22 protein-coding genes and 1 pseudogene are annotated in these 24,416 nt (G+C 69.8%); 15 read left to right on the forward strand and 8 right to left on the reverse strand.

The annotated features are described in order from the left end of the window. Positions 1-63: 63 nt before the first annotated feature. From ACFWV8_RS15445 to ACFWV8_RS15480, 8 genes are all read left to right on the forward strand, one after another. On the forward strand, positions 64-909 hold the full coding sequence (locus tag ACFWV8_RS15445; protein ID WP_384201355.1) for a tryptophan 2,3-dioxygenase family protein: 846 nt from the start codon (positions 64-66) through the stop codon (positions 907-909). Then, positions 902-2,122, forward strand: coding sequence for a kynureninase (gene kynU, locus ACFWV8_RS15450; protein ID WP_384201358.1), 1,221 nt, complete (start codon positions 902-904; stop codon positions 2,120-2,122). The genes ACFWV8_RS15445 and kynU overlap by 8 nt, the downstream gene beginning before the upstream one ends. 199 nt (positions 2,123-2,321) lie before the next feature. Then, on the forward strand, positions 2,322-3,581 hold the full coding sequence (locus tag ACFWV8_RS15455) for a serine hydrolase domain-containing protein (RefSeq protein WP_384201361.1): 1,260 nt from the start codon (positions 2,322-2,324) through the stop codon (positions 3,579-3,581). Between the two features lie 161 nt (positions 3,582-3,742). Then, a complete protein-coding gene (locus tag ACFWV8_RS15460) occupies positions 3,743-4,642 on the forward strand; it encodes an alpha/beta hydrolase (protein WP_384201363.1) in 900 nt (299 codons plus the stop codon). Between the two features lie 102 nt (positions 4,643-4,744). Further along, positions 4,745-5,596 carry an NAD(P)H-binding protein gene (locus ACFWV8_RS15465; RefSeq protein ID WP_384201367.1) on the forward strand — a complete coding sequence of 284 codons (852 nt, stop codon included), beginning with the start codon at positions 4,745-4,747 and terminating at the stop codon, positions 5,594-5,596. A 95-nt stretch (positions 5,597-5,691) separates the two neighbouring features. Continuing rightward, positions 5,692-7,086 (forward strand): sensor histidine kinase, encoded by a 1,395-nt coding sequence (locus ACFWV8_RS15470; protein ID WP_384201369.1) that lies wholly within the window; start codon positions 5,692-5,694, stop codon positions 7,084-7,086. Then, positions 7,083-7,742: a response regulator transcription factor gene (locus ACFWV8_RS15475; RefSeq protein ID WP_329384100.1), complete on the forward strand. Its 660-nt coding sequence runs from the start codon at positions 7,083-7,085 to the stop codon at positions 7,740-7,742. The genes ACFWV8_RS15470 and ACFWV8_RS15475 overlap by 4 nt, the downstream gene beginning before the upstream one ends. Positions 7,743-7,951: 209 nt before the next feature. Beyond that, a complete protein-coding gene (locus ACFWV8_RS15480; protein WP_384201506.1) occupies positions 7,952-9,157 on the forward strand; it encodes a cytochrome P450 in 1,206 nt (401 codons plus the stop codon). Positions 9,158-9,628: 471 nt separating this feature from the next. Here ACFWV8_RS15480 and ACFWV8_RS15485 read toward each other — a convergent pair whose 3' ends face one another. Both ACFWV8_RS15485 and ACFWV8_RS15490 read right to left on the reverse strand, forming a co-directional pair. Next, positions 9,629-11,287, reverse strand: coding sequence for an ABC transporter permease (locus ACFWV8_RS15485; protein ID WP_384201372.1), 1,659 nt, complete (start codon positions 11,285-11,287; stop codon positions 9,629-9,631). Next, positions 11,284-12,264: an ABC transporter ATP-binding protein gene (locus tag ACFWV8_RS15490; protein ID WP_384201375.1), complete on the reverse strand. Its 981-nt coding sequence runs from the start codon at positions 12,262-12,264 to the stop codon at positions 11,284-11,286. The genes ACFWV8_RS15485 and ACFWV8_RS15490 overlap by 4 nt, the downstream gene beginning before the upstream one ends. A 142-nt stretch (positions 12,265-12,406) precedes the next feature. Between ACFWV8_RS15490 and ACFWV8_RS15495 the strand changes: the two genes are divergently transcribed. After that, on the forward strand, positions 12,407-12,895 hold the full coding sequence (locus ACFWV8_RS15495) for a GbsR/MarR family transcriptional regulator (RefSeq protein ID WP_384201377.1): 489 nt from the start codon (positions 12,407-12,409) through the stop codon (positions 12,893-12,895). A gap of 53 nt (positions 12,896-12,948) precedes the next feature. On the opposite strand, the gene ACFWV8_RS15500 is transcribed toward ACFWV8_RS15495, so the two are convergent. After that, positions 12,949-13,776 (reverse strand): diacylglycerol kinase, encoded by an 828-nt coding sequence (locus ACFWV8_RS15500; RefSeq protein WP_384201380.1) that lies wholly within the window; start codon positions 13,774-13,776, stop codon positions 12,949-12,951. A 195-nt stretch (positions 13,777-13,971) separates the two neighbouring features. Between ACFWV8_RS15500 and ACFWV8_RS15505 the strand changes: the two genes are divergently transcribed. The 4 genes from ACFWV8_RS15505 to ACFWV8_RS15520 all read left to right on the forward strand — a co-directional run bounded on the left by ACFWV8_RS15505 (position 13,972) and on the right by ACFWV8_RS15520 (position 17,975). Continuing rightward, positions 13,972-15,255 (forward strand): adenylosuccinate synthase, encoded by a 1,284-nt coding sequence (locus ACFWV8_RS15505; RefSeq protein WP_329384087.1) that lies wholly within the window; start codon positions 13,972-13,974, stop codon positions 15,253-15,255. A 310-nt stretch (positions 15,256-15,565) separates the two neighbouring features. Continuing rightward, a complete protein-coding gene (locus ACFWV8_RS15510) occupies positions 15,566-16,501 on the forward strand; it encodes a PrsW family glutamic-type intramembrane protease (protein ID WP_384201384.1) in 936 nt (311 codons plus the stop codon). Next, entirely contained in the window at positions 16,501-17,340 is an 840-nt protein-coding gene (locus ACFWV8_RS15515; protein WP_384201387.1) for a hypothetical protein, read from the forward strand. The genes ACFWV8_RS15510 and ACFWV8_RS15515 overlap by 1 nt, the downstream gene beginning before the upstream one ends. Before the next feature lie 5 nt (positions 17,341-17,345). Continuing rightward, the gene (locus ACFWV8_RS15520) at positions 17,346-17,975 is read left to right on the forward strand and encodes a hypothetical protein (RefSeq protein WP_384201390.1); all 630 of its coding nucleotides are present in this window, start codon (positions 17,346-17,348) and stop codon (positions 17,973-17,975) included. 13 nt (positions 17,976-17,988) lie between these two features. On the opposite strand, the gene ACFWV8_RS15525 is transcribed toward ACFWV8_RS15520, so the two are convergent. Next, positions 17,989-19,527 (reverse strand): PstS family phosphate ABC transporter substrate-binding protein, encoded by a 1,539-nt coding sequence (locus tag ACFWV8_RS15525; protein ID WP_384201392.1) that lies wholly within the window; start codon positions 19,525-19,527, stop codon positions 17,989-17,991. A gap of 497 nt (positions 19,528-20,024) precedes the next feature. Between ACFWV8_RS15525 and ACFWV8_RS15530 the strand changes: the two genes are divergently transcribed. After that, on the forward strand, positions 20,025-20,738 hold the full coding sequence (locus tag ACFWV8_RS15530; RefSeq protein WP_384201394.1) for a hypothetical protein: 714 nt from the start codon (positions 20,025-20,027) through the stop codon (positions 20,736-20,738). Positions 20,739-20,894: 156 nt separating this feature from the next. Here the strand turns inward: ACFWV8_RS15530 and ACFWV8_RS15535 are convergent, their stop codons facing one another. Beyond that, the gene (locus ACFWV8_RS15535; RefSeq protein WP_329384073.1) at positions 20,895-21,914 is read right to left on the reverse strand and encodes an aldo/keto reductase; all 1,020 of its coding nucleotides are present in this window, start codon (positions 21,912-21,914) and stop codon (positions 20,895-20,897) included. Between the two features lie 152 nt (positions 21,915-22,066). Here ACFWV8_RS15535 and ACFWV8_RS15540 point away from each other — a divergent pair. After that, positions 22,067-22,256, forward strand: a pseudogene (locus tag ACFWV8_RS15540) (TetR/AcrR family transcriptional regulator); the annotation flags it as partial. 112 nt (positions 22,257-22,368) lie between these two features. Here ACFWV8_RS15540 and ACFWV8_RS15545 read toward each other — a convergent pair. From ACFWV8_RS15545 to ACFWV8_RS15555, 3 genes are all read right to left on the reverse strand, one after another. Continuing rightward, positions 22,369-23,220 carry a thioesterase family protein gene (locus ACFWV8_RS15545; RefSeq protein WP_384201397.1) on the reverse strand — a complete coding sequence of 284 codons (852 nt, stop codon included), beginning with the start codon at positions 23,218-23,220 and terminating at the stop codon, positions 22,369-22,371. 119 nt (positions 23,221-23,339) lie between these two features. Beyond that, positions 23,340-23,576 carry a DUF397 domain-containing protein gene (locus tag ACFWV8_RS15550; RefSeq protein ID WP_384201400.1) on the reverse strand — a complete coding sequence of 79 codons (237 nt, stop codon included), beginning with the start codon at positions 23,574-23,576 and terminating at the stop codon, positions 23,340-23,342. Next, the gene (locus ACFWV8_RS15555) at positions 23,573-24,409 is read right to left on the reverse strand and encodes a helix-turn-helix domain-containing protein (protein WP_384201509.1); all 837 of its coding nucleotides are present in this window, start codon (positions 24,407-24,409) and stop codon (positions 23,573-23,575) included. Before ACFWV8_RS15555 ends, ACFWV8_RS15550 begins: the two co-directional genes overlap by 4 nt. Positions 24,410-24,416 lie beyond the last annotated feature (7 nt).

A 24,416-nucleotide genomic window follows, 5' to 3' on the forward strand; every position in this document is an offset into this window, starting at 1 on the left:
GGAGCTCCGATGCCGATTGGAAGGGGCGGACCGCTACCCGGTAGCAATATCGAGGAGACAGAGATGTCGCAGCACCCCGATGCCTCCGGAGCCGGTTCGGATTCCCCGAACCTCGACTTCGCGGGTACGACCCCGTACGAGGACTACGTCCAGGCGGACGTCCTCACCCATCTTCAGCACCCGGTGTCCGACGACCCGGGCGAGATGGTCTTCCTGGTGACCACCCAGGTGATGGAGCTGTGGTTCACCGTCATCGTCCACGAGTGGGAGACCGCGTCACGCGCGCTGCGCGAGGACCGGGTGCCGGTCGCGATCGACGCGCTCAAGCGGTCGGTGCGCGAGTTCGAGGCGCTGAACGCGTCGTGGACGCCGCTGAGCCAGTTGACGCCTGTTCAGTTCAACTCGTACCGCAGCGCGCTCGGTGACGGCTCCGGCTTCCAGTCGGCGATGTACCGGCGGATGGAGTTCCTGCTCGGCGAGAAGTCGGCGTCCATGCTCGTACCGCACCGGGGCGCGCCTCGCGTGTACGCCGAGCTGGAGAAGGCGCTCCAGGAGCCGAGCCTGTACGACGAGGTGCTCAGCCTGCTGGCCCGGCGCGGGCTGCCGGTGCCCGCGTCGGCGCTGAACCGGGACCTCACAGAGAAGTACGAGCCGTCGACGGCGGTCGAGGAGATCTGGGCAGGGATCTACGCGGAGCCCGACCAGAACGGTGAAGTCATCAGGCTGGGCGAGGCGTTGACGGACGTCGCCGAGCTGGTGTGGCGCTGGCGCAACGACCATCTCGTGGCGACGCGGCGTGCGATGGGCTCCAAGACCGGGACGGGCGGCTCCGCCGGGGTCGCGTGGCTGGAGAAACGCGCGCAGAAGAACGTGTTCCCGGAGCTGTGGACGGCGCGCAGCCATGTCTGATTCCTCCACGGTTTCGGAAGAGCTGGTGAAACTGGCCGCGGAGCTCGACGCCGCCGATGAACTGGCCGCGCGGCGCGAGCTGTTCGTGCTGGACGACGACACCGTCTACCTGGACGGCAACTCGCTCGGCGCGCTGCCCCGTCATGTACCGGAGCGGGTCCAGGACGTCGTCACCAGGCAGTGGGGCGAGCTGCGCATCCGCTCCTGGACCGAGGGCGGCTGGTGGACCGCGCCCGAGCGGGTCGGCGACCGGATCGCCCCGCTGGTCGGCGCGGCGCCCGGCCGGGTCGTGGTCGGCGACTCCACAAGTGTCAACGTCTTCAAGGCGGTTGTGGCCGCCGCGCGTATCGCGGAGGAGGGCAGGAACGAGATCCTGGTCGACGCCGCGACCTTCCCGACCGACGGGTACATCGCGGAGTCGGCCGCGCGGATGACCGGGAAGCGCCTGGTGCCGGTGGCCGCAGGCGAGTTGGCGGGTGCGCTCGGGCCGCGTACGGCCGCCGCGCTCGTGAACCACGTCGACTTCCGCACGGGCCGGCTCCACGACCTGCCCGGCATCACGGCGGCGCTGCACGACGCGGGCGCGCTGGCGATCTGGGACGTGTGCCACAGCGCGGGCGCGCTGCCCGTCGGGCTGGACGCGCACGGGGTCGACCTGGCGATCGGCTGTACGTACAAGTACCTTAACGGCGGGCCGGGTTCACCGGCCTTCCTGTACGTCGCGGAGCGTCATCAGGAAGCCTTCGACTCACCGCTGCCGGGCTGGACGTCGCATGTGGACCCGTTCGGGATGACGCCCGACTACGCGGCGGCGGACGGCGCGACGCGTGGCCGGGTGGGCACCCCCGACATCCTCTCCATGCTGGCACTGGAAGCCGCGCTCGACGTGTGGGAGGGCGTCTCGCTGGATGTTCTGCGGGCGAAGAGCCTGGCGCTGACGGACTTCTTCCTGCGGTGCGTGGAGGCGTACGCCCCGGCGGGACGGGTCAGTTCACTTACTCCGGCCGCGCACGCGGAGCGCGGCAGCCAGGTGGCGCTGCGCTGCGCGGAGGCGCCCGCGGTGATGGCGGAGCTGATCGCGCGCGGAGTGGTCGGGGACCTGCGGCGGCCGGACGTGCTGCGGTTCGGCTTCACGCCGCTGTACGTGGGCTTCCGCGACGCGGAGCGGGCGGCGCGGGTGCTGGGTGATGTCCTGCGGGGCTCCGGGACGTGAGGTTCTGGGACGTGAGCTGGGGCCTCGGGACGTGAGCTGAGGCAGGCGCGCTCGCGGCGGCGGGACGGGGGCTCTCCCCGCCCCGCCGCTGTGCTGCGGGCGGCCGATGAACCCCACCCACCGCCTGGGGATATCCCCACCGCCCGGATGGGTGCCCGCGTCATGGGATCGGGGAGCCAGGTCCAACAGGCTTATGGGCATGGGTACTTACTCGAAAGCCTCACGCCGTCCGCGCCTGCCCGTGGTCACCGCGCTCGTCACCGCCGCCGTCTGTGCCGTGTCCCTCGGGGTGTCCGCCGGGCCCGCTCCCGCGCACGGGACGGAAGGCGGCGGCCGGGACTCCGCAGGCACCGTGCTGTCGCGGAAGCAGTTGCAGCGTGAGGTGGACCGTGTGCTGAGGGAGGCCGGGTACGTGGGCATCTCCGTACAGGTACGGGACGGACAGAGCCGTACGTACGCCGTCGCCGGAGAGGCCGAACTCGGCACCGGGCGGCGGGTGTCGCACGCGGCGAACTTCCGGGCGGCCAGCGTCACCAAGACGTTCGTGGCGACGGTCGTCCTCCAACTCGCCGCCGAGGGGCGGCTGTCGCTGGACGACACCGTGGAGGACTGGCTGCCGGGGGTCGTGGCGGGGAACGGCAACGACGGCAGCCGGGTCACGGTGCGGCATCTGCTCCAGCACACCAGCGGCATCTACAACTACGACTTCACCGAGGACACCGGCAACACGGCCGAGGACTTCGAGCGGACCAGGTTCGACCACCACGACCCCGAGGAGTCGGTGGCCGGGGCGATGAGGCACAAGCCGGACTTCGAGCCCGCCGACCCCAACGACCCCGAGCCGGACTGGAATTACTCGAACACCGGCTACACGCTCGCCGGGATGATCATCGAGAAGGCCACGGGCAAGACGTGGGACAGGGAGGTCCGCGACCGTATCGTCCGCCCGCTCGGGCTCACGCAGACGTACGTCCCCGGTGACGACCCGACGCTCAAGGGGCCCTACACGCACGCGTATCAGCAGTTCCCCGGATCCACCGGCTGGACGGACACGAGCCTGGTCAACATGTCGTGGGCGACCGCGGCCGGGCAGCTGATCAGCGGGGAGCGGGATCTGGACCGGTTTCTGACGGCCCTTCAGCGCGGTCGGCTGCTGCCGCCCGCCCAGATGGCCGAGCTGCGGAGGACGGTACCCGTGGGCGCGGACTTCGAGGCGGTCTTTCCCGGGCTGCGGTACGGGCTCGGGGTGATGCGGCAGCCGCTGAGCTGTGGTGGGTACCGCTGGGGGCACGGCGGCGATCTGGAGGGGCAGACCGTGCGGACGGCGGTCAGTGAGGACGGTCAGCGGTCGGTGGTCATCAACTCGACCGGGAAGAAGGCGGACGACGAGTGGCTGTTCGCGGCGGAGAGGGCCCTCCAGGCGCTGCTCGACCGTGCGATCTGCGGCGTTGAGAGGTGATGCGGAAGTGACGCCGGAGCGATCTTGATGGGCGGGGCCGCCGGCGAGGCCGTCGGTGGGGCCGTCGGTGGTGGGACGGGCCGTAAACCTGTGGCGCGGATGCTGATAACGTCCGCGCTGATCAGGTCAATTCGGGTCTCTCATCGAAAGGTTGGCGCGGCATGACGGATTCCGCCGCCCGTGGCTCCGCCGATGTCGCTGCGGTCGCCCGTGACAACGCCGAGTTCGAGGCGCTGATGTCGCGTCCGGGGGTGGAGCCTGACGTCACATCCGCGTACGGGGACCATCCTGACCAGGTCGTGGACTTCTACGCGCCGCGTGGCGGGCGCGAGGGTGTCCCGCTGGTGGTCGTGGTGCACGGCGGGGCGTGGCGGGCGCCGTACGACCGGGGGCATCTGACGCCGTTCGCCGGCTTTCTGGCCGGCCGTGGATTCGCCGTGGCCAACGTGGAGTACCGGCGGGGGAGCGCGGAAGAGGGTGCGGGCGGGGGCGAGCCCGTCGCCGGGCGGTGGCCGGAGACCTTCGACGACATAGCCGCCGTGATGGACGCCCTGCCCGCGCTCGTCGCCGACGCGCTCCCGCAGGCCGACCCGCGCCGGATCGTGGTCACCGGGCACTCCGCCGGTGGCCACCTCGCGCTCTGGGCTGCGGCGCGGCATGTGCTGCCCCAGGGGTCGCCGTGGCGGCTGGACGAGCCGCCGCTGCTGCGTGGGGTCGTCGCCATCGCGCCCATCGCGGACTTCACCTCCGCCGTCGAGCTGGGGGTGTGCGGCGGAGCCGTCGTACAACTCCTCGGTGGGGACGCGGAGTTGAAGGCGCGCAGGGACAGTGCGGACCCGTCGGTGCTGCTGCCCACCGGGATCGCCACCGCCGTCGTGCAGGGCCGGGACGACATCGTCGTACCGCAGGCCGTCTCCGAGGCGTACGTCTCCGCCGCCGCCAGGGCCGGGGAGATGGTCGGCATCACGCTCCTGGAGGACGTCGGGCACTACCCGCCGGTCGACCCGGGCGCCGACGCCTGCGCGGTCGTGGCCGAGGAACTGGCGCAGCTCGCGTACTGACGGCCTGCCTGCGGAGAAGGCCCGCGGAGACGGTTCGCGGGGACGGCTTGCCGAGACGGCTTGCGGACCGGGGCTGACCGCAAGCCCTCCTACGTTCGACGCATGACCAACAACACGAACGTGAACCTTGTGACAGGCGCGACCGGCACCGTGGGCCGGGAGATAGTCCGCGAGCTGCTCGGCCGCGGGCTCTCCGTACGCGCCCTGACCCGCGACCCGGCGAAGGCCGACTTTCCCGACGGTGTCGAGGTGGTACGGGGTGACCTCGCCGATCCGGCGTCGCTCGCCCCCGCGCTGGAGGGCGTCACAGGGCTGCACCTGATCACCTTCGACGGCGGGGCGTTCGCGGAGCTGCGGACCGGTCCCGAGATCGTCGAGCTCGCGGTCAAGGCGGGGGTACACCGGATCACCGTGCTCAACGGCGGGGGCGACACCCCGCTCCAGGACGCCGTCAAGGCGGGTGGCGCCGCGCACGGCATCGCGTGGACCGTGCTCATGCCGGTCGAGTTCATGGCCAACGCGCTGGAGTGGGCGGACGGGATCCGCGCAGGCGACAGCGTGCGTGAGCCGTTCACCGGGCGGCTGAGCGCCATGGTCCACGAGGGCGACATCGGCGCCGTCGCCGCGGTCGCGCTGAGCGAGGACGGGCACGGCGGCAGGTCGTACCTGATCACCGGTCCCGAGGCGCTGACGATCCAGGACAAGGCGGACGCGCTCGCCGGTGCCAGGGGCCAGAAGATCGAGGTGGTGGAGCTGACCGAGGCGCAGGCGGTCGAGGAGTGGCGGGCGGCCGGGCAGCCGGAGCACGTGATCGGCTTCCTGCTTGAGGTGTACGGGAACACGCCGCCCGAGGGCCGGACGCCGGTCGGGACGGTGGAGGAGGTCACGGGGCGTCCCGCGCGTACGTTCGCGCAGTGGGCGGCCGAGCACGCGGAGGTGTTCCGGCGCGTGTAGCTCTCGGGGGTGTGCATGTAGTACCTGGGAGGGACGGCAAAGGATCCCTATCACTGGTGACGACCGGTGGCGGTCCCTCCCCGTACCTTGAAAACGTGACCAACACAGAGACGAAGACGGCGAAGACCGGGACCGGGACCGGGAAAGCCCGGAGCCCCGAGGTCCGACTGGCCGCGGGCCTGATCGGGAGCCTGCGGCAGGACCTCTTCCACGACGCCTTCGCCTACCGGCCGATGCCGCGTATGGCGACGGACGGCGTGATCACGAGGCGGCTGCCGGAGCGGATCCGTGAGTACGCGGGATGGTTCCCGCACCTCCTGATCGGCGGGTGCGTGCTGTTCGCGCTGGTCGTCGGGACGTCGAACGGCACGGGGCTGGTCGAGCTGATGACGGTGGTGCCGCTCGTCCTCGTTCTCGTCAGGCCCGTCGCGGCCTGGTGGCTGGCTCTCGCGGTCACCGCGATCACGGGGATGTCGGTCTCCTACTACGGCGACTGGCCCTGGACGCCCGCCGCCTTCGCCTCGTATCTGGCCGTCATGACGATCGTCGCGATACGGACGAACCCCCGCACGGCGGCCTGGATGTGGGCGCTCACACTCGTGTACTCGACGGTGGTCGAGACGCTCTTCGGCGGCGGGATGTACGGCTCGACCAGCGCGCCCATGCTCGTCGTCTCCGCGCTCAGCCTGCTGACCGTCTCCGCGCTGCACATCCGGCGTGACGCGAAGAAGGAGGTGGCGGTGCAGCGCAGTGTGAACGCGGTGGAGCGCAGCCGGCGCACGCTGCTCGAAGAGCGCACCACCATCGCCCGTGAGCTGCACGACGTCGTCGCGCACCATATGTCGGTCGTCGCCATCCAGGCGGAGGCGGCGCCCTACCGGGTGGAGAATCCGCCGCCCGAGCTGGAGAAGGCCTTCGCCACCATCAGGGAGAACGCCGTCGCGGCGCTGACCGAGCTGCGGCGTGTGCTCGGAGTCGTACGGGCGGAGGACTACGACGCGCCCGACGCCCCGCAGCCGACCCTGGCCGACCTCGAAGGGCTGCTGTCCAATGTCCGTGAGGCGGGTCTGACCGTCGAGAAGGCGGTCACCGGAGCGGTACGGGAACTGCCGCAGGGCGTCGAGCTGTCGGCGTACCGCATCATCCAGGAAGCGCTCAGCAACGCGCTGCGGCACGCGCCGGGGGCGACGGCGAAGGTGGAGGTCTCGTATGTGCTGGGCGGGCTCGGCCTGCGGATAGTCAATACGCCGCCGCAGGGGCTGGTGAAGCCTTCGCCGGGCGCGGGCCACGGCATAACGGGGATGCGGGAGCGGGTGACGATGCTGAACGGCGAGATGACGGCGAGGCTGCTGTCGGACGGGGGCTACGAGGTCGCGGCGTACATACCGGTCGCCGCGCAGGAGGAGGACGAGCCCGCGGACGCGGATGCGGGCTCGGGCCTGGGTCCGGGCCCGGGTCCGGGCGCGGCGGTCGGCGGGGAGCGGTCATGACGATCCGCGTGCTGATCGTCGACGACCAGGTGATGGTCCGCGAGGGCTTCTCGGTCCTGCTGAACGCGATGCCGGACATCGAGGTCGTCGGCGAGGCGGTGAACGGCCGTGAGGCAGTCACCCAGGTCGCGGCCCTCGGACCGGACGTGGTCCTGATGGATATCCGGATGCCGGAGCTGAACGGTATCGAGGCGACGCGCGAGATCGTGGCGGCGGACGCGGACGCGAAGGTGCTCGTCCTGACGACGTTCGATCTGGACGAGTACGTGTACCAGGCGCTGCGGGCGGGGGCGTCCGGCTTTCTGCTCAAGGACGCGTCGGCGCGCCAACTGGCGGACGGGGTCAGGGTGGTGGCGTCCGGCGAGGCGCTGCTGGCGCCGACGGTGACGCGTCGGCTCATCACGGAGTTCTCGAAGCTGGCCGAGTCCCCGCGGCAGCCCGCGCTGGCACAGATGGGGGAGCTCACGGAGCGCGAGACGGAGGTGCTGGTGCTGATCGCGCAGGGTCTTTCGAACGCCGAGATAGCCGGTCATCTCGTCGTCGCCGAGTCCACGATCAAGACGCATGTGAGCCGCATCCTGGTGAAGCTGGGGCTGCGGGACCGTACGCAGGCGGCGGTGTTCGCGTACGAGGCGAGGCTCGTCACTCCTGGGTGAGCGGCGGATGTGAGGAAGTACCGGTGGCGGGCCCCGTGCGTTCGACCGGCCCGGGTCAGTAGGTTTCGCGCATGGCAGAGTCCCGGCCCGCACCCGAACCCACATCCGAGTCCGCGTCCGCGTCCGTGTCTGACGCGCACCCCACGTCCCACGCGGCGTCCCAGCCCGTCACCACGCCCCCGGCGCCGGCACCGTCGCCGACCGTGCCGGTGTCCCAGTCGTTCGACCCGTGGTCGCCCGACTTCGTCGCCGACCCGTATCCCGCCTACGCGGAGCTGCGCGCTCGGGGCCGGCTGCACTACTTCGAGCCGTCGCGGCAGTGGCTGGTCCCGTACCACGCGGACGTATCGGCCCTGCTGCGGGACCGGCGGCTGGGGCGGACGTATCTGCACCGCTTCACGCACGAGGAGTTCGGGCGTACGCCGACGCCCGAGGCGCACGAGCCGTTCCACATCCTCAACGGCAGCGGGCTGCTCGACCTGGAGGCACCGGACCACACCAGGATCCGTCGCCTGATCTCGAAGGCGTTCACGCCGCGTACGGTCGAGGCGCTCGCGCCGACTGTCCGGCGGCTCGCCGCGGAGCTGGTCGGCGGGCTGTGTGCGGCGGGCGGCGGGGATCTGCTCGCCGAGGTGGCGGAGCCGCTGCCGGTCGCGGTCATCGCCGAGATGCTGGGGGTCCCTGCGGCGGACCGGGCGCTGCTGCGGCCCTGGTCGGCCGACATGTGCGCGATGTACGAGCTGAATCCGACGGAGGACGCGGCGCGGCGGGCGGTCCGGTCGTCGCTCGAATTCACGGACTACCTGCGGGAGTTGATCGCCGACCGGCGGGCGGTGCCGGGCACCGACCTGCTCTCGGCGATGATCGCGGCGCAGGACGCGGGGGACCGGCTGAGCGAACAGGAGATGATCTCCACCTGCGCGCTGCTGCTCAACGCGGGGCACGAGGCGACGGTCTCCAGCACGGTCAACGGGTGGTGGACGCTGTTCCGGCACCCCGAACAGCTCGCGGCCCTGCGGTCGGGTGAGGCGCCGCTGTCCACAGCTGTGGAGGAGCTGCTGCGGTACGACACGCCGCTCCAGATGTTCGAGCGATGGGTGCTGGACGACATAGAGATCGACGGCACGGTCGTCCCCCGCGGAGCCGAACTCGCCCTCCTCTTCGGCTCCGCCAACCGCGACCCGTCCCGCTTCGACCACCCGGACACACTGGATCTCACCCGCGCGGACAATCCCCACGTGACGTTCGGCGCGGGAATCCACTACTGCCTGGGAGCGGCACTCGGCCGCCTCGAACTGACCACGTCATTCACCGAGTTGCTGCACCAGGCACCGCAACTCCGGCTCGTGGCGGAGCCGGAGTGGAAGCCGGGGTATGTGATCCGCGGAGTGAAGGAACTTCTGGTCGAGGTATGACGCCCACCCCCGCAGGGGCGCCACACCTCGACCCCGGGGCGGACCGGACGGCGCCCGGCCCGCCCGAACGCCAGTCCGGGCCGCCACTTCCGGTAGACGCCTTCGGCCCTCGGCCCGGCCCGGCAGGGCCGACCGGGCGCCGGGCTGGCCGTCGGTCCGGTCCAGACGCCCTGCCGGGCCAGCGGCAGCCCATGGCTGCCCCTCCGGCCGTCACCTCCGGTATTCGCCTCCGTCGCCGGCTTCCGCGCCGGCCGAGCGTCAGCTCGGGGTCGGGCCGTCAAGGCCGACCTCCCGTCGAGCGGGCCCGGATCGGCCCGATCACTGGGCCGGTTCTGCGGGGGTCTGCCCCGGGCGGCGCCCGGTCCCTGCCCGGTCCGGGCTGGCGGGGGCGGGGCTGCTCGGCGGGGCAGCTCGATCACCGACCCGCACGTCGGTCCCGCCCAGGCCGGCGAGGCCCCACCTGCCCCCGCCTTACTTCGTTTCCAGGTCCCGGTGGCGGAAGCCCGCCAAACCCAGGCAGATCAGGGACGCCGCGACAGCCGTGAGGATCAGCAGCGGCGTCCAGGTCATGTCGGCGGCCGGGAGTTGGGGGATGTGGCCGAAGGGGGACAGGTTGTTCATCCAGTTCGGGAACTGGAGGATCGGTCCGAGGTACCCGACCACGAACGCGTACACGGGTACGACCCAGGCCGCCGCTCCTGCACGGGGGTACCAGCCGAAGAGTGCCACCGCCACGCCGACCGTCACCCACAGCGCCGGCGCGTACGCCAGGGCCGCGCCGGTCAGGCGCAGGACGAGGTCCCCGTCCCCGGCGGAGGCCGCGCCCGTGAGGCCGAAGCCCAGCCCGGCCACCAGCAGCAGCGCCGTGCCGCCCGCCAGCGCGACCGCCACATGGCTGCCCACCCAGCGGTCCCGGGACAGGCCCGTGGCCAGCAGCGGTTCGGCCCGGCCCGCGCTCTCCTCCGCGCGCGGCCGGAGCGCGGCCATCACCACGTACACGGCGGTCACGACAGCGATGACGACCATGATCATCGACGCGAACGACTCTTCGACGGACGCGCCGCCGATCTTGTCCAGCGCCTCCTGGACCTGCTCGATGTCCTTCACCATGTCGGCCGCCTCGCCGAGGATCGAGCCGTACATCACGCCCATCACCAACAGCCCCGCGCCGAACCCCAGCAGCGTCGCCCGGTGCAGCCGCAGCGCGAAGCCGAACGGCCGGGTGAGGGCGGCGGAGGCCGTACGCCGGCCGAGCCGGGCGGAGCGCAGGCCCGCGCCGACGTCACGCCGGGTGCTCAGGACGAAGCCGATCGCCGCGGTCAGCGCCGCGAGGGCCAGGCAGAGCAGCAGCGGCCACCACCGGTTGTCGACGAAGACGTACGTGCGCTGGCCCCAGCCGATCGGCGACAGCCAGGACAGCGCGTCGTTGCCCACGTCGCCGGACGCGCGCAGCAGATAGGCGACCCCGATCACGGCGAGCGCCATGCCCGAGGCGCCGCGCGTGTGGGCGGTGATCTGGACGGTGATCGCGGCGACGCCGGCGAAGACGAGACCGATGGCCGCGTGCGTGAGCCCGTACAGCAGCGCCTCGCCGGTGGTGATCCCGTCGATGCCCGCCGACAGAACGCTCAGCGTGAGCAGGAGGGCGAGCGCGAGGTTGGCGACGGCGGCGACGACCAGCGCGGAGGCGAGTTGGGCGTGGTGACCGACGACGGTGGAGCGCACCAGCTCGGCGCGGCCGGTCTCCTCCTCGTTGCGGGTGTGCCTGGTGATGATCAGGACGCTCATGAGACCGACCAGGACGGCCATGAAGCCCAGCAGTTGGTGGCCCATCATCGAGCCGGTGTTGTAGTCGTCGAGGTAGTGGCGCGGGCCGGTCATCGCGAGCGCGGCGGGGCTGTCCATCGAGCTGACGGCCGAGGCGCGCTCCGCGGCGGTGGAGTACAGGGTCTTGAACTCGGTCACCGATGACATCGTGCCGAGGGTGAGGGCGACGACCCAGACGGGGATACGGATGCGGTCGCGCCGCAGGCCGAAGCGGATCAGGGTCCCGGTGCCGGCGAGCGCACCGGATCCGATCCGGGCGGGGGCCGAGGTGTGCCCGGCCGCGGGCGCGGTGACGGTGGTCATCGGGCGACCCCGCTGGGGCGGGTCGTGTCGGCGGCGGCCGAAGGAGTCTCGAAGTCGGCGTCGTCCCCGTCGATCGAGTGACCGTTGGCGGCCAGCTCGTCGCCGTAATGACGCAGCATCAGCTCTTCGAGGGTCGGCGGGTGGCTGATCAGGCTCCGGATGCCGTACTCGCCGAGCTTGCGGATCGTCGCGTCGAGGTGCGCGCCGTCGACGGCGAAGTGCACCCTGCGGTCGGTCAGCCGCACGCCGTGGACGCCGGGCATGCCGTCGAGCCCGGTGGCCGGTCGCTCGGTCTCGGCCTCGACCGTCGTACGGGTCAGGTGCCGCATCTCGCTGAGCGTGCCGGACTGCACGTTCTTCCCGAGCCGGATGATGCTCACGCGGTCGCAGAGCTTCTCGACCTGGGCCAGGATGTGGCTGGAGAGCAGCACCGTCTTGCCGGCCTGCTTCGCCTGCGTGATGACGTCCTGGAAGACGACCTCCATGAGCGGGTCGAGACCGGCCGTGGGCTCGTCCAGGAGCAGCAGTTCCGCGTTGGACGCGAGCGCCGCGACGATGGCGACCTTCTGCCGGTTGCCCTTGGAGTAGGCCCGGCCCTTCTTGGTCGGGTCCAGGTCGAAGCGTTCGATCAGCTCGTCCCTGCGCTGCCGGTCCAGTCCGCCGCGCAGCCTGGAGAGCAGGTCGATGGCCTCGCCGCCGGTGAGGTTCGGCCACAGCTCGACGTCCCCGGGTACGTAGGCGAGCCGCCGGTGCAGGGCGACGGCGTCCTTCCACGGGTCCTTGCCGAGCAGCTGGGCGGCGCCGGAGTCGGCGCGCAGGAGCCCGAGCAGGACGCGGATGGTGGTCGACTTGCCGGCACCGTTGGGGCCGAGGAAGCCGTGGACCTCACCGGATTCGACGGTGAGGTCGAGGCCGTCCAGTGCGTGCGTCCGACCGAACGACTTGTGCAGTTCGGCGACGGTGATTGCCTTCGTCATGATTTTGAACGTACGCTTTTTTCAGAAACTTGTGAAGTTAAGGAAGCGTATAAAATGGACTGGATAGACTCGCTCCTGGCGCCCCAGGCGTTGATTGCACCGGAGACGCCACGAGCGCGGCGAGAGAGACCGAGGTCAGCACATGAGTGAGCGTGGGCGCGAGGACGAGGCCGCCGTCTCGGAGTTCGTCGAACGCTTCGCGGCCCAGCTCGTCGAGGCGGGGATGACGCGTATGCCCGCCAGAGTCTTCGCGGCGCTGCTCTCCTCCGAGCAGGGCGTCATGAACTCCGCCGAACTCGGCGACCAGTTGAAGGTCAGCCCGGCGGCCGTGTCCGGCGCGATCCGCTATCTCTCCCAGGTCAACATGGTCATCCGCGAACGCGAGCCGGGCTCCCGGCGCGAGCGCTACCGCGTGCAGGGCAACCAGTGGTACCAGGCACTGACCAACCGGGACTCCATGCTGCGAGGCTGGCAGGCCACGATGCAGGAGGGGGTCGACCACTTCGGTCTCGACACCCCGCAGGGGCGGCGGATCAACGAGACGCTGGAGTTCTTCCTGTTCCTGGAGGAGGAGCTCGGATCGCTGATGGACCGCTGGACGAAGCACAGGGCGCAGCAGCTCGGCGGGTGAGGCCCGCATGCCCGGCCCCGGGCTCCCGGCTCTCGGCCCCCCCCCGGCTCCCCTCAGGCGTCCCCCGGCAGCGTCAGCCCCCACGCCCCCGCCCGCAGCGTCCAGGTGCGCGTCCGCACCGGGCCCGTGACCGCCGCGTCCGCCCGGTAGCGGAAGTCCGCGCCCGAGACCGTCACCGACAGGGCGCTCGCCGTGATCGGCTCGGCCGAGGCGCTCGTACGGATCACGATCTCCGCCCGCCCGGCCACCGACCGTACGGTCACCGCCTCGACCGGCTCGTCCAGATCGCTCAGCACCACGCCGTCCGCCTCCACCCGCAGGCGGTGCGGGTGCACGGCCAGCACCTGCGGCACGGGCTTGACCAGCGTCCGGACCAGGGACCGGCAGGTGTGCCAGACGGACGAGCCGCCGGCGCGGCCGTCCTCCGCGGGCGGCGGCGCCGGGATCCGCAGATCCCCCAGCACCACGCCGTCGCTGTCGTCGACCAGCAGATCCTGCCGCCGTACGACTCCGTCCAGGACCGCCCGCGCCGCGGCGACCGCGCCCGTGGGCACGCCGAGCGACCGCGCCAGGTCGACCGAGACCCCGACCGGCACCAGCGACAGCGCGCCCGCGGCCAGGTCGCGCTCCCGGTGCAGCAGGGCGACCGTCCGCAGCAGAGCGCGGTCGTCGCCGATCACCACCGGCCGCCGCGAGCCTCTCCGGGCCAGCACCCGAGCGAAGTCGGCGGGGCCGTCGGGCAGGCAGATCTTGGCCGTCGCACCCGCGCTCAACACGTCTTTCGCGATGCGGACTGATTCGCCGTCGGTGCGGCGGGCGACCGGGTCGATGACCACCAGAAGCTGCTGGGCACCGTTCTCGGCGGGCTCTGGAGCCGACACCTCGGTCCTTCCTCGGGTAGCATCTTTGTGCAAGAGCCCCTTGCGCTATTGCGCCAGGGGCTTGGTCTATTCCGGGGCAACCGGTTCGACGGCTCAGGCTTCGTCGTACGGCGTCGTGCGATTTCTCACGCGTGCGTCCTACGTATGTGCGTCCCCTGGCCTTGGACATGCCCCGCCCGGAAGGGGTGTACGCCTGTGCCCGCACTTGTGCTGCTCGGTGCTCAGTGGGGTGACGAAGGCAAGGGAAAGGCCACCGACCTGCTCGGTGGATCCGTGGACTATGTAGTGCGCTACCAGGGTGGCAACAACGCCGGCCACACGGTCGTCGTCGGCGACCAGAAATACGCGCTGCATCTCCTCCCTTCCGGAATCCTCTCGCCTGACTGCACGCCGGTGATCGGCAACGGCGTTGTCATCGACCCGGCCGTCCTGCTCTCCGAGCTGAGTGGGCTCAACGACCGCGGCGTCGACACGTCGAAGCTGCTGATCAGTGGGAATGCCCATCTGATCACGTCGTACCACACCACGATGGACAAGGTGACGGAACGGTTCCTCGGCTCCCGGAAGATCGGTACGACGGGCCGTGGCATCGGCCCGACATACGCCGACAAGATCAACCGGGTCGGTATCCGTGTCCAGGACCTGTACGACGAGTCGATCCTGATCCAGAAGGTCGACGCGGCGCTGGACTTCAAGAACCAGCTCCTCGCCAAGCTCTACAACCGGCGCGCCATAGAGGCCGGCAAGATCGTCGAGGAACTGCTGGGCTACGCGGACAAGCTGCGTCCGTACGTCAGCGACACGACTCTCGTCCTCAACGACGCGATCGACGCCGGAAAGGTCGTGCTCTTCGAGGGCGGCCAGGGCACGCTCCTGGACGTCGACCACGGCACGTATCCCTTCGTGACCTCGTCCAACCCGACGGCGGGCGGCGCCTGTACGGGCTCGGGCGTCGGCCCGACGAAGATCAGCCGGGTGATCGGCATCCTCAAGGCGTACACGACCCGCGTCGGCGCGGGCCCGTTCCCGACGGAACTGCTGGACGAGGACGGCGAGGCGCTGCGCCGCATCGGCGGCGAACGGGGCGTCACGACGGGCCGCGACCGCCGCTGCGGCTGGTTCGACGCGGTGATCGCCCGCTACGCGACCCGGGTCAACGGCCTGACGGACTTCTTCCTCACCAAGCTGGACGTGCTCACGGGCTGGGAGCGGATCCCGGTCTGCGTGGCGTACGAGATCGACGGCAAGCGCGTCGAGGAACTCCCGTACAGCCAGAGCGACTTCCACCACGCGACCCCGGTGTACGAGTACCTGCCGGGCTGGACGGAGGACATCAGCAAGGCGAAGACGTTCGAGGACCTCCCGAAGAACGCGCAGGCGTACGTGAAGGCGCTGGAGGAAATGTCGGGCACCCGGATCTCCGCGATCGGAGTGGGACCGGGCCGCACGGAAACGATCCAGATCAACTCGTTCCTGTAGCCCTCGTTTCGACGGCCGACGGCCGACGGCCGACGACCCGCCCCGGCAGCCCGACAGCGGCCGGGGCGGAGCCGTATCCACGCGTGGAACCTGGCCACGATCCCCTGGCTTCGAAGCTCGGCCGCCCATACGATGTTGTTCGCACTAGCGAATCAATGATTCTGGGCGGGGGCCTGTGTGACGGTACTGATGGTGACCGCGGCCGTCTGGGGCGTGCTGCAACTGTTCGCCCCTTCCCTGCTCACCCGTTCGGTCCGGCTGTCCACGGTGCTTGCTGGCGGTCGTGGTGGGCGTCTACGGATGCGGAGTGGTGACCGCGCTGCTTCAACTCGCGTACACCCGCCTCTACTCGGACTGGTCCGGGCAACCGCTTGCGCAGGTGGTGAGCAGTACCGGCTACACGGTGGCGCCGTGGCTGGAGGAACTGGCCAAGGTCTCCCCGCTGTTGCTCGCCGGGTTGAGCCTCAAGGTACGCACGCAATGGGGGCTGACGGACTTCGTCGTGTTGGGCGGGGCGCTCGGCGCCGGGTTCGGTCTGCTGGAGGGCGTACTCCGGTTCGGCTTGGACGCGGACCGTGCGATCCCCCATGCCGCCGGCGGCTGGGTTGTTCCGGACAGCATCTTCCCGCCCTATGTGCCGGGTCCTGAGCAGGTGTTCGGGGCCTGGTTGCCGGCGCCCTTCGGCGAGGCCGCCAGGCAGTGGCTGGATGAGCTGGACGCGAAGGCGTGGGCCGTGCCTCTGGTCTGTCTGCTGGTCGCGCTCGCGGTGGACCTGCGCGTCCTCCACCGGGGGAAACGCACCGTGCCAGGGGTGCTGCTCTCGGCCGAACGCGCCGACGGTGACAGCGTGGCCGCGCTGTTGCGCTACTCCTCGTGGAGTCTGTCCCGGCGCGGCGCGTGGCGGCGGATTCCCTGGAGCGTGCTGATCGTGCTGCGGTACGTCGGCCTGCGCCGCGCGTTGCTGTACGCGGCGGCCGTCGGGCGGGCGGAACAGACCGAACCGCTGCGCGGTGCGGTCGCGGACGCCACCGCGCGGATGGACGCCTCGGACCATGGAGACGCTGGCGTCCCGAGGAGCTACGAGCCCGGCTCCTGCCGGGCGCCGGGGCTTCGCGGCGCAGATGGCTGTTCCTCGTCCCCTGCGTACTGGCGCTACCCGCGCTGCTCCTCCTCGGAGTCGGTTCCTTCATCTCCACGGCGGGGCTTCAGAACTTCTTCACCACCGGCAACGGCCCCGACATCCTGATGGGGTTCGGTATCGCCGCTCTCGCGTGGATCGCCTGGCAACTGGTCTGCCTTCTCCGCACCGCCCGAGCCGTTACGGCCCAGCCCGTCGCCGAACGGCTGGCCGTCCACCGCTTCCGCCTGGTCACGGCCCTGGGAGCGGCCACCGCCGGAACGCTTCTGCTGTACCGGGGGCTTGGCGAGGCGGGGCCCGCCGGCAAGGCGATCACCACGTTCCACCTCCTCGACGCGCTCGACACCTTCCTGGTCTACCTCGGCTTCGCACTGCTCCTGCTCTCACTCCTGGCGCTCTTCCCACCGGGCGGACTCGCGCTCGCGGGAGCGGGAGCGGCGACGGCCGGCGGCGCGATCACGGCGGGCGCCGCACTGGACGCGACGCTGCTCGGGACGGCGGGTGTCGTCCTCATGGCGGCGAGCGCGGACGGCATGGAGGGCGGGAACAGCGGCAACAGTGACAAGGGGGAGGGAAAGAAGAATTCAACGGATCCCGCGGTATCCGACGCAGTTGGCGCCGCGCGTGAGCAGAAGGTGGCGGAACTGACCAACGGTAGGATTCCCTCCGGAGCGCCGGGAAAGCCTGGGCTGAAGGTCACCAAACCCGGTGCGGGAACGAGTGACGTTGATGTCATCGGCGGGGACGGTTCGTACATAGCCGTCGGAGGTCCTGCGAAGGCCAGAAATCTTGCCAAGTTTGGGGAGAAGTGCCACATCCTCAAGTATGCGGCGGAACAGCAAGGTGTCCGGGCACAAGTCTATCTGGAGAAGGGGACGCCGGAAGCCGCTCTGAATCTGGCCCGAAGGATTCTTGGTGACGGGAATGTCCACACATTCGTGAGGTGAGATCGATGAGCGACGGCTTTGTCTACTGGTACGAGGGCGATTCGAATTCCGATCCAGCGGAGACCCTGGTGGCCGCCCTGGAGGAAGCCGGTCTGAGCCTGGGGAATCCGTCCACCGGGCTCGTCTCGTCCATCACCAACGGGCCGGATTCATGGGGCGAGCAGGTGTTCTTGACGCGGGGTGAGCTTGTTGAGTCCGTCGCCGTTGTTCGGCGTTCAGGGGGTGGTGAGGTCAACTTCCAGTTCTGGCTGGACGGGGAGACCGACGTTTTCACGCGTGTGCGCCGTCCGGCCGACGGTGACGTGACCGTCATCGAATTCGGTCTGGACGGAATGGACCAGGCCCAGCAGACCGAGGTCGTTGAAGCGGTGCGGGGCGTGATGCGCCGGAGGTGGGCCGAGTGTCGGGGGTTTGTCATCGACCGGTCGGGGGCGACAGAAGACGAAGACTGGGACGGGATCGTCATTGACGCGTCCTCACGCTTCACAAGATGGCCGGATGCCTTTGCCCTGCACGCCGATATCGCGGCGGCCCACACCGAACTGTCCGCATTCCCTGCCCGGCAGGAACCGCCCCTGGTGGTGTTCGACCTTCAATGGACGTTGGGGTCCGCGGCGCCGCCCGAGGTCCGGTGAGGGGCCCGTGGGGTTACTGGTCCGCGCAGATTTCGAGGGCCTCCGGGCGGCCGCAGGGGAGGTGGCCCTCCGCGCGGACCACGTCCGTGCCGCCCGTGCGGATCAGGTAGTTGAGGAAGCTGGAGGCCAGGGTGTCGGGGGCCGGGCGGTTGTAGGTGTAGCCGTATTCGATTTCGCGGTACGGGTAGTCGCTCTCCGCGATGTCGTCCACCGAAGGCGGCAGGCCGTCCAGTGAGAGGCGGTGCAGGCCGTTCACGCCCGTGCTGGAGCGCAGTTCGCTGTAGCCGATCGAACCAGGCACCTCCTTCACCGTCTTGAGCACCTGCTCCGTCGTGTCGAGTTCGCAGCGGAACGTCCGCTGCGCCGGGTCCACCGGCCGGCGGCAGTCGTCGACCGTCCGGACCTTCTGCTTCTCCTCGTCGCCGGAGAGGATCTTGCGTTCGAAGATGTCCCGCGTGCCCGAGCCGTCCGCGCGGCTGATCAGTTTGATCGGCAGGTCCGGGCCGCGTTCGCCGTCCGTGCCGGTGATCTGGTTCCAGTTCTTCACGTTGCCCCGGTAGATGTTCCGTACGTCCGTGGTGCTGAGCCCCTTGAACGGCACGTCGTCGTGGACCACCAGCGCGAACACCGAGACCGCGACCCGGTGTTCCTCCAGGTCCGGAAAGCCCACGGGCTTCGGTCCGTCGGAGAGGGTGACCACGGTCTTCGACGCGCTGTTCGCCAGGTCGCGGATGCCCTCCAGGCTGCCGTTGGGGTCCACCTCGATGGTGGAGTCCGGGCAGTCCTCCTCGTACGACGTCGCCAACTTCCGTGCCACCGGCGCGAACGCCGTCGATCCTGTGACCGTCAGCGTGCCCGTCTCGCACCCCAGCGGCGTGGTGTCGGCGTCGCCCCGCACGATGATGATCGTGGAGAGCGCGATCAGACACACCGTCAGCAACAGCGTGATCAGCCGGGCCGGCCGGCTGAACTTCGGCGGCGCCTCGTCGGGTTTGATGGCCCGGTTGACCGCCACCCGCCCCCCGGACAGCCCGCCGCTGACCTTGACCTCGTCCCCCACCTTGCCGCCGGTCAGCAGCACCAGCAGCTTGAAGTGCTCCCCCTTGTTCAACGGGACCTTCGGCACGGTCAGTTGGCTGCCCGCACGCCGAAAGCCCCTCGCGGGCGTGAAGTTGTCCATCAGATCGGTGTTGTCCGAAGGAACCGTGACCGCGACCGCCTTGATCCGCCGGTTCGTGCACCGCACCGTCAGACCGTGCACGTTGGGCGACGTGTAGTCCCCGACCGAGATCGGCTGCGAGCCGTCGTTCTCCAGCCGCAGCAGTACGAGCGTGGCGTCCGCCATGTCCGGGTCGTCGTCGAACAGTCCCAGACGCACATTCGTCCGGCCGGAGTCGGCGTCGTTGCCGATCGCCGTGTCCATCTGTACGCGGTACCCGATCCGCTTGCTGTGCGGCACCCGGCGCTCGTACCAGACCTGCCCCGCGGAGGTCAGCACACCCAGCACCATGGCCAGGATGGCGAAAACATTCTCTCCGCTGAACCACTCCATGATCTGTCGCCCCCCGGCACTCTCCGACCCCGTGAGGTGACGGTAGGTGGGGATCCGGCGAACAGCAGTACGCCGAAGAGTTTCGATGACGGATGTTCATGACCCGTTCCACACACGGCATTTGGTGTTCAAAAAGGGCTGGAGACATTCACGAAGGGTTGTGCGGCGGTATGGTCCGACGGAGCGTTTCCGAGGGTCCCGGCCGCCACCCCCGCGGTGCGCGGTTTCGCGATCTTCGCAGGAGCGCCACATGGGGTTCGCATGGTCTCCGGCCCCAGCGGCTAGGTTGTTGGGCGCTCGATCCTGAGTGCGAAATAGAGACAGGTCGTCGGCTTCCAGGCGGCGCAGTCAGCACAGGAAGATCGCGGATGGACTACTGCAGTACGTGCCGTCGGACGCTCAACGGGGTTTTCGTGTGCCCCGGTTGTGGTGCTTACGCCCCCGACATCGCACCCTCAGGCGCACAGCTCCAGCTCACTCCCACGACCGTCGCGGTGATGTCCGAGATATCGCACACGCGGGAGTTCGACGCGTTCCCGGGGTTCGCCGACCCGGCCCTGGACATGGCCGCGGACGTGAACCCGGACGCGCCCGTCGGTCCCGCGACCCGCTCGGCCACGGGCCGCGCCGCCCGCAGGCGCCGTCTGGCGGACTGGAAGAAGCAGCGCCGCCGGGCAGTCGTGGCGTCGACCGTCGCGCTCGTCGGCGGTGGTCTGACCCTCGCGTTCATGCCGTCGTCCCGGCCCTCCGTCTCCCAGGCCCAGGCGTCCACGACTCCGGAACCGGCCACGGCTCCGTCCACCTCGTCCGGAGGCTCCGTCGACGCAGGCGACACCGGCTCTGAGCCCACGGCCGACCGCTCCCGTACGCACGCCCCGAAGCACGCCAAGCCCGGAGCCGGCAGCGAGTCCGAGGACACCAAGGACTCCAACACCCCGGGCAGCGCGACCGCGATCACGCCCGTCGACGCACCGGCCAAGCGGAAGACCGCGCCGCAGACGACGACCCCGGACGACGCGCGTCCCCCGCAGGACACGAAACCGCAGTCGCCGGAGACGCCCGACACACCGCCGCCCACGGCGGATACGCCGGCCCCGAAGCCGAACAAGCCCACCCAGCCCGCCACGCCTCCGCCCCCACCCCCGGCTGCCGAGGAGCCGGCGGACGACCCGGGTCTCTGCCTGCTGGTCCTCTGCGTCGACCTCGACTGAACGAAGGGCCCGCCGGACTTGGCTGCCCTGGCGCTGTCCCTTGCGGTGGCGGAGACGTTCTGTACTCAGAGGCCGCGCAGATAGGCGGGCGCTCATGGGCGTCGCTTATGGCCGTGCAAATCGCGGGCGACGAGTTCGAGGCTGTCGCTGGGACGATCAGCGTCGCCGCAGGGACGGGTCGAGCAGCGCGGGCGGAGTGTCGTTCTTCTCGTGTGCGGCGAGGTCGGCGCCGGGGGCGACGATGCCGTCGATCGCGTCGAGTACGTCGGCGGGGAGCGTGGTGTCTGCGGCGGCGAGCTGCGAGTGCAGGTGGTCCAGCGTGCGGGGGCCGATGAGTGCGCTGGTCACGCCGGGGTGCGCGGTCACGAAGCCGAGTGCGAGCTGGATCATCGTCAGACCGGCCTCGTCGGCGACTTTGGCCAGCCGTTCGACGGCGTCGAGCCTGGCCCGGTTGGAGGGGATGGTGGTGTCGAAGCGTTGCGGCATGAACGTTGAGCGGCTGGTGGTGATGTCCCTGCCCTCGCGGATCGCGCCCGACAGCCAGCCAGAGGCCAGTGGGCTCCATACCAGGACGCCGAGCCCGTACTGCTCGGTCACGGGCAGCACATGGGTCTCGATGCCGCGTTGCAGGATCGAGTAGCTGGGCTGTTCGGTGACGTAGCGGCTCAAGTGGTGCTCGCGGGCGGCCCACTGGGCTTGCACGATGCGGTGGGCGGGAAAAGTCGAGGAGCCGAAGTAGCGGACCTTCCCCGCGCGCTGCAGGTCGGTCAACGCTGACAGGGTCTCCTCGTCGCTGGTGTTCGGATCCCACCGGTGGATCTGGTACAGGTCGACGTGGTCGACGCCGAGCCGACGCAGGCTGTCCTCCAGCGCGGTGACCAGCCAGCGGCGCGAACTGCCCCGGCGATTGCGCTCGTCGCCCATCGGCATGGTCGCCTTCGTGGCCAGCACGATGTCGTCGCGGCGCCCGGCGACAGCCTTGCCGACCATCTCCTCCGACTCGCCGCCGCTGTACACGTCGGCAGTGTCGATCAGGTTGATCCCCGCCTCCAGCGCGGCGTCGACGATGGCTGTGACCTCGTCCTGGGTGGTGCGCCCGATCTTTCCGAAGTTCATCGCGCCGAGCGCGAGGGTACTGACCTGCACACCGGTGCGGCCCAAGATGCGGTACTGCATGACTGTGTCTCCTCATGAGGGGTGAAGCGCGGTGCACTACATGGCTTGGTTACCGGGCCCCGCTCTGACATCATAAGCAAATCGGAACCATGTTCCGGAACGATACGGAACACGGTTCCGATTCTGCAAGCCGTGAGTGAAAGGAGCGTGCGGTGAGCGACAGCGACGAGGACGCCAGACAGGCGGCCCCGTCCGGGCGGAAGGACGCCCGACGTAACAGGGAAACCCTGCTCGATGCGGCCGCAACGGTCTTCGTCACGTCAGGCGTGGACGCGCCGGTACGTGACATCGCGGCCAAGGCCGGCGTCGGGCTGGGCATGATCTACCGCCACAGGGCTACGCCGATCACACGACTGACCTCGGCGACCTCGCGCGTGCGGCTCGCAGGCGCGGATCGGGGCCAGTGGCGCCGCGATGCCGGGATGAGCCCGGGCCTGTCCCCGAGAGACCGTGGTCAGTCCGCCGTCGGGGCCGCTTCCAGGGCTTCGGCGGTCAGTTCGCCGCGGGGGCCGATGGCGTCGGCCACGCTCAGGCAGGTGCTGTCGTGGAAGACACCGAGTTCGTAGTGCACGGAGTCGGTGTCGACGGAGCGGACCGTGAGCCCGATCTCGTAGTCGCCCGGGTAGGTCACCTCAGCCAGATACTGGATCTGGTACGACGAAGGGGGCAGATCTGGCACCGAGCCCGCACGACTTGTCCCGATCGAGTGCGAGGTGAAGGTGGCGACGGCCTCGTCGTACCAAGTGGCCAGTGCGATGAAGTTGACGTGCTGGTTGGAGTCGACGTCACCGATCCGGGAACGCAGGGTGGCCCAGTACGAGTAGTGGGCACGTCGCAGGCGCTCAGGGTGTGGACGGGCAGCTGCCGGCGTTCCTGTCTCCGGTAGCCGCATCTCGTCGAGATCGGCGATCAGCTCGTCCGGAAGCTGGAGCGGCCCCGAGTTGTCGGCCAGCACGACGGTGGCGTCGCCACTGCCCACATGCTTGCCGTCGATCATGATCACCTGTTCGAACGTGAATGAGGAGCGCCCGACCCGGCGAACGCCGGTGTGCACTTGCACGCGGGTACCGGTCGGGCCTGCCGGAGCAAGGCGGTTGACCCGTTGGCCGACGAGCAAGATCTGGTACGGCCCGAACCCACCCTTACCGATGAGGCGTTCGAAGCGGTGCAGCCGCAGCCGGATCCGGGCGTCTTCCAGCCAGCGGGCCATGCCGATCGTGCTTGCCGAGCCGTCTCGACCAAGATCGGCCTGCCGCACCCTGACATCGATCTGGATACCGAACCTCTGACCGTCAGGAGTGTTCATACATGATGATCTTAGAGGGGTGCGCCTCATTCGGGGAAGACCAGCCGCTGAGGCCGGGGAGGGACCGCGACAGCGGCGACCGGCGGCGGGGTGCGCGGCCGGTCGGTCGTCGGGGGTGGTTACTCGGCCCAGCCGAGGAACGTCGTCCAGGCGGTCGGGGCCACGGTGAAGGTGGGGCCCTCTGTGACCTTCGAGTCGCGTACGTGGACAGCGTGGGGGCAGGTGGCCACCTCTACGCACTCGCCGCCGCTGGAACTGCTGTAGCTGGACTTGTGCCAGTCGAAGGCGATCTCGACGCAACTGCCGCCGCTGTCGCTGCTGTAGCTGGACTTGAACCACTGCAAGGTGCTGGTCATTCCCTATCTCCTGCCAACCGCTCGATGAGTCCCAGCGATTCACGAGGACCCAGGGCCTGTGATCGGATCTTCGCATAACGCTGGGCGTACGTGCTCACCTTTGCCGGGTCCGAGATCAGCAGGCTCTCGTCCTGTGGTTCGAGGTAGGCCAGGTGGTCGTGTTCTGGTGTTTCCACCAGGGTCATTCCGCCTCGATCTCCCGCGTGCTCGGCGCTCAGGCCGCAGTCCAGCGGGAGCACCTGGAGTGTCACGTTACGGCGCCTCCCGCACTCCGCCAAGTGCGAAAGCTGGTCACGCATGACCTCCTGGCTCCCGATCGTCCGACGCAGCACCGACTCCTCCAGAATCACCTCGATCAACGCCATCGGCTCCCGGTCGAACAGCGCCTTGCGCGCCACCCTCGCCTCGACCAGCTCTTCCACCCGCTCCTCCGGCAGCGGCGGATACCCTCCGCCGATCAGCGCCCGCGCGTACGCCTCTGTCTGGAACAGGCCGTGGACTACGAGAGTCGCGTACAGGCACAGGCCCACCGCCTTCTGCTCCAGGAGCACGTAGTCCTTGAACTGCGCCGGGTACTTGTCCAGCCGTACGTACATCCGCGCCTCTTCGAAGATGCCGAGCTCGTCGCCCAGCACCCGCCCCAGAGCCACCAGCATCTGGTCGCTCGCCGGCTGTGCGCAGGTCTCCATCGCGCTGATCGCCGCTGCGGAGAAGCCCGTTTCGACGCCGACTTGTTCCTGTGTCATCCCTTTGTGCAGGCGCATCGTGCGGGCGATATGCGCCACCAATCGCGTCGCCGGGCCTGCCGTTTCCTTGTTTTCCGCTCGCGCCATTGCGATC

It is taken from the genome of Streptomyces sp. NPDC058665 (assembly GCF_042714995.1).
In the GTDB taxonomy this organism is placed as follows: Bacteria; Actinomycetota; Actinomycetes; order Streptomycetales; family Streptomycetaceae; genus Streptomyces.

What these genes read in the sequence shown, in the direction of transcription:
- ACFWV8_RS15525 (WP_384201392.1), bottom strand. Translation starts at nt 19,527, where the DNA reads ATGGAGTGGTTCAGCGGAGAGAATGTTTTCGCCATCCTGGCCATGGTG.
- ACFWV8_RS15495 (WP_384201377.1), top strand. Translation starts at nt 12,407, where the DNA reads ATGAGTGAGCGTGGGCGCGAGGACGAGGCCGCCGTCTCGGAGTTCGTC.
- ACFWV8_RS15515 (WP_384201387.1), top strand. Translation starts at nt 16,501, where the DNA reads ATGGGGTTCGGTATCGCCGCTCTCGCGTGGATCGCCTGGCAACTGGTC.
- ACFWV8_RS15535 (WP_329384073.1), bottom strand. Translation starts at nt 21,914, where the DNA reads ATGCAGTACCGCATCTTGGGCCGCACCGGTGTGCAGGTCAGTACCCTC.
- ACFWV8_RS15460 (WP_384201363.1), top strand. Translation starts at nt 3,743, where the DNA reads ATGACGGATTCCGCCGCCCGTGGCTCCGCCGATGTCGCTGCGGTCGCC.
- ACFWV8_RS15455 (WP_384201361.1), top strand. Translation starts at nt 2,322, where the DNA reads ATGGGTACTTACTCGAAAGCCTCACGCCGTCCGCGCCTGCCCGTGGTC.
- ACFWV8_RS15475 (WP_329384100.1), top strand. Translation starts at nt 7,083, where the DNA reads ATGACGATCCGCGTGCTGATCGTCGACGACCAGGTGATGGTCCGCGAG.
- ACFWV8_RS15465 (WP_384201367.1), top strand. Translation starts at nt 4,745, where the DNA reads ATGACCAACAACACGAACGTGAACCTTGTGACAGGCGCGACCGGCACC.
- ACFWV8_RS15485 (WP_384201372.1), bottom strand. Translation starts at nt 11,287, where the DNA reads ATGACCACCGTCACCGCGCCCGCGGCCGGGCACACCTCGGCCCCCGCC.
- kynU (WP_384201358.1), top strand. Translation starts at nt 902, where the DNA reads ATGTCTGATTCCTCCACGGTTTCGGAAGAGCTGGTGAAACTGGCCGCG.
- ACFWV8_RS15530 (WP_384201394.1), top strand. Translation starts at nt 20,025, where the DNA reads ATGTCCGAGATATCGCACACGCGGGAGTTCGACGCGTTCCCGGGGTTC.
- ACFWV8_RS15550 (WP_384201400.1), bottom strand. Translation starts at nt 23,576, where the DNA reads ATGACCAGCACCTTGCAGTGGTTCAAGTCCAGCTACAGCAGCGACAGC.
- ACFWV8_RS15555 (WP_384201509.1), bottom strand. Translation starts at nt 24,409, where the DNA reads ATGGCGCGAGCGGAAAACAAGGAAACGGCAGGCCCGGCGACGCGATTG.
- ACFWV8_RS15445 (WP_384201355.1), top strand. Translation starts at nt 64, where the DNA reads ATGTCGCAGCACCCCGATGCCTCCGGAGCCGGTTCGGATTCCCCGAAC.
- ACFWV8_RS15545 (WP_384201397.1), bottom strand. Translation starts at nt 23,220, where the DNA reads ATGAACACTCCTGACGGTCAGAGGTTCGGTATCCAGATCGATGTCAGG.
- ACFWV8_RS15520 (WP_384201390.1), top strand. Translation starts at nt 17,346, where the DNA reads ATGAGCGACGGCTTTGTCTACTGGTACGAGGGCGATTCGAATTCCGAT.
- ACFWV8_RS15490 (WP_384201375.1), bottom strand. Translation starts at nt 12,264, where the DNA reads ATGACGAAGGCAATCACCGTCGCCGAACTGCACAAGTCGTTCGGTCGG.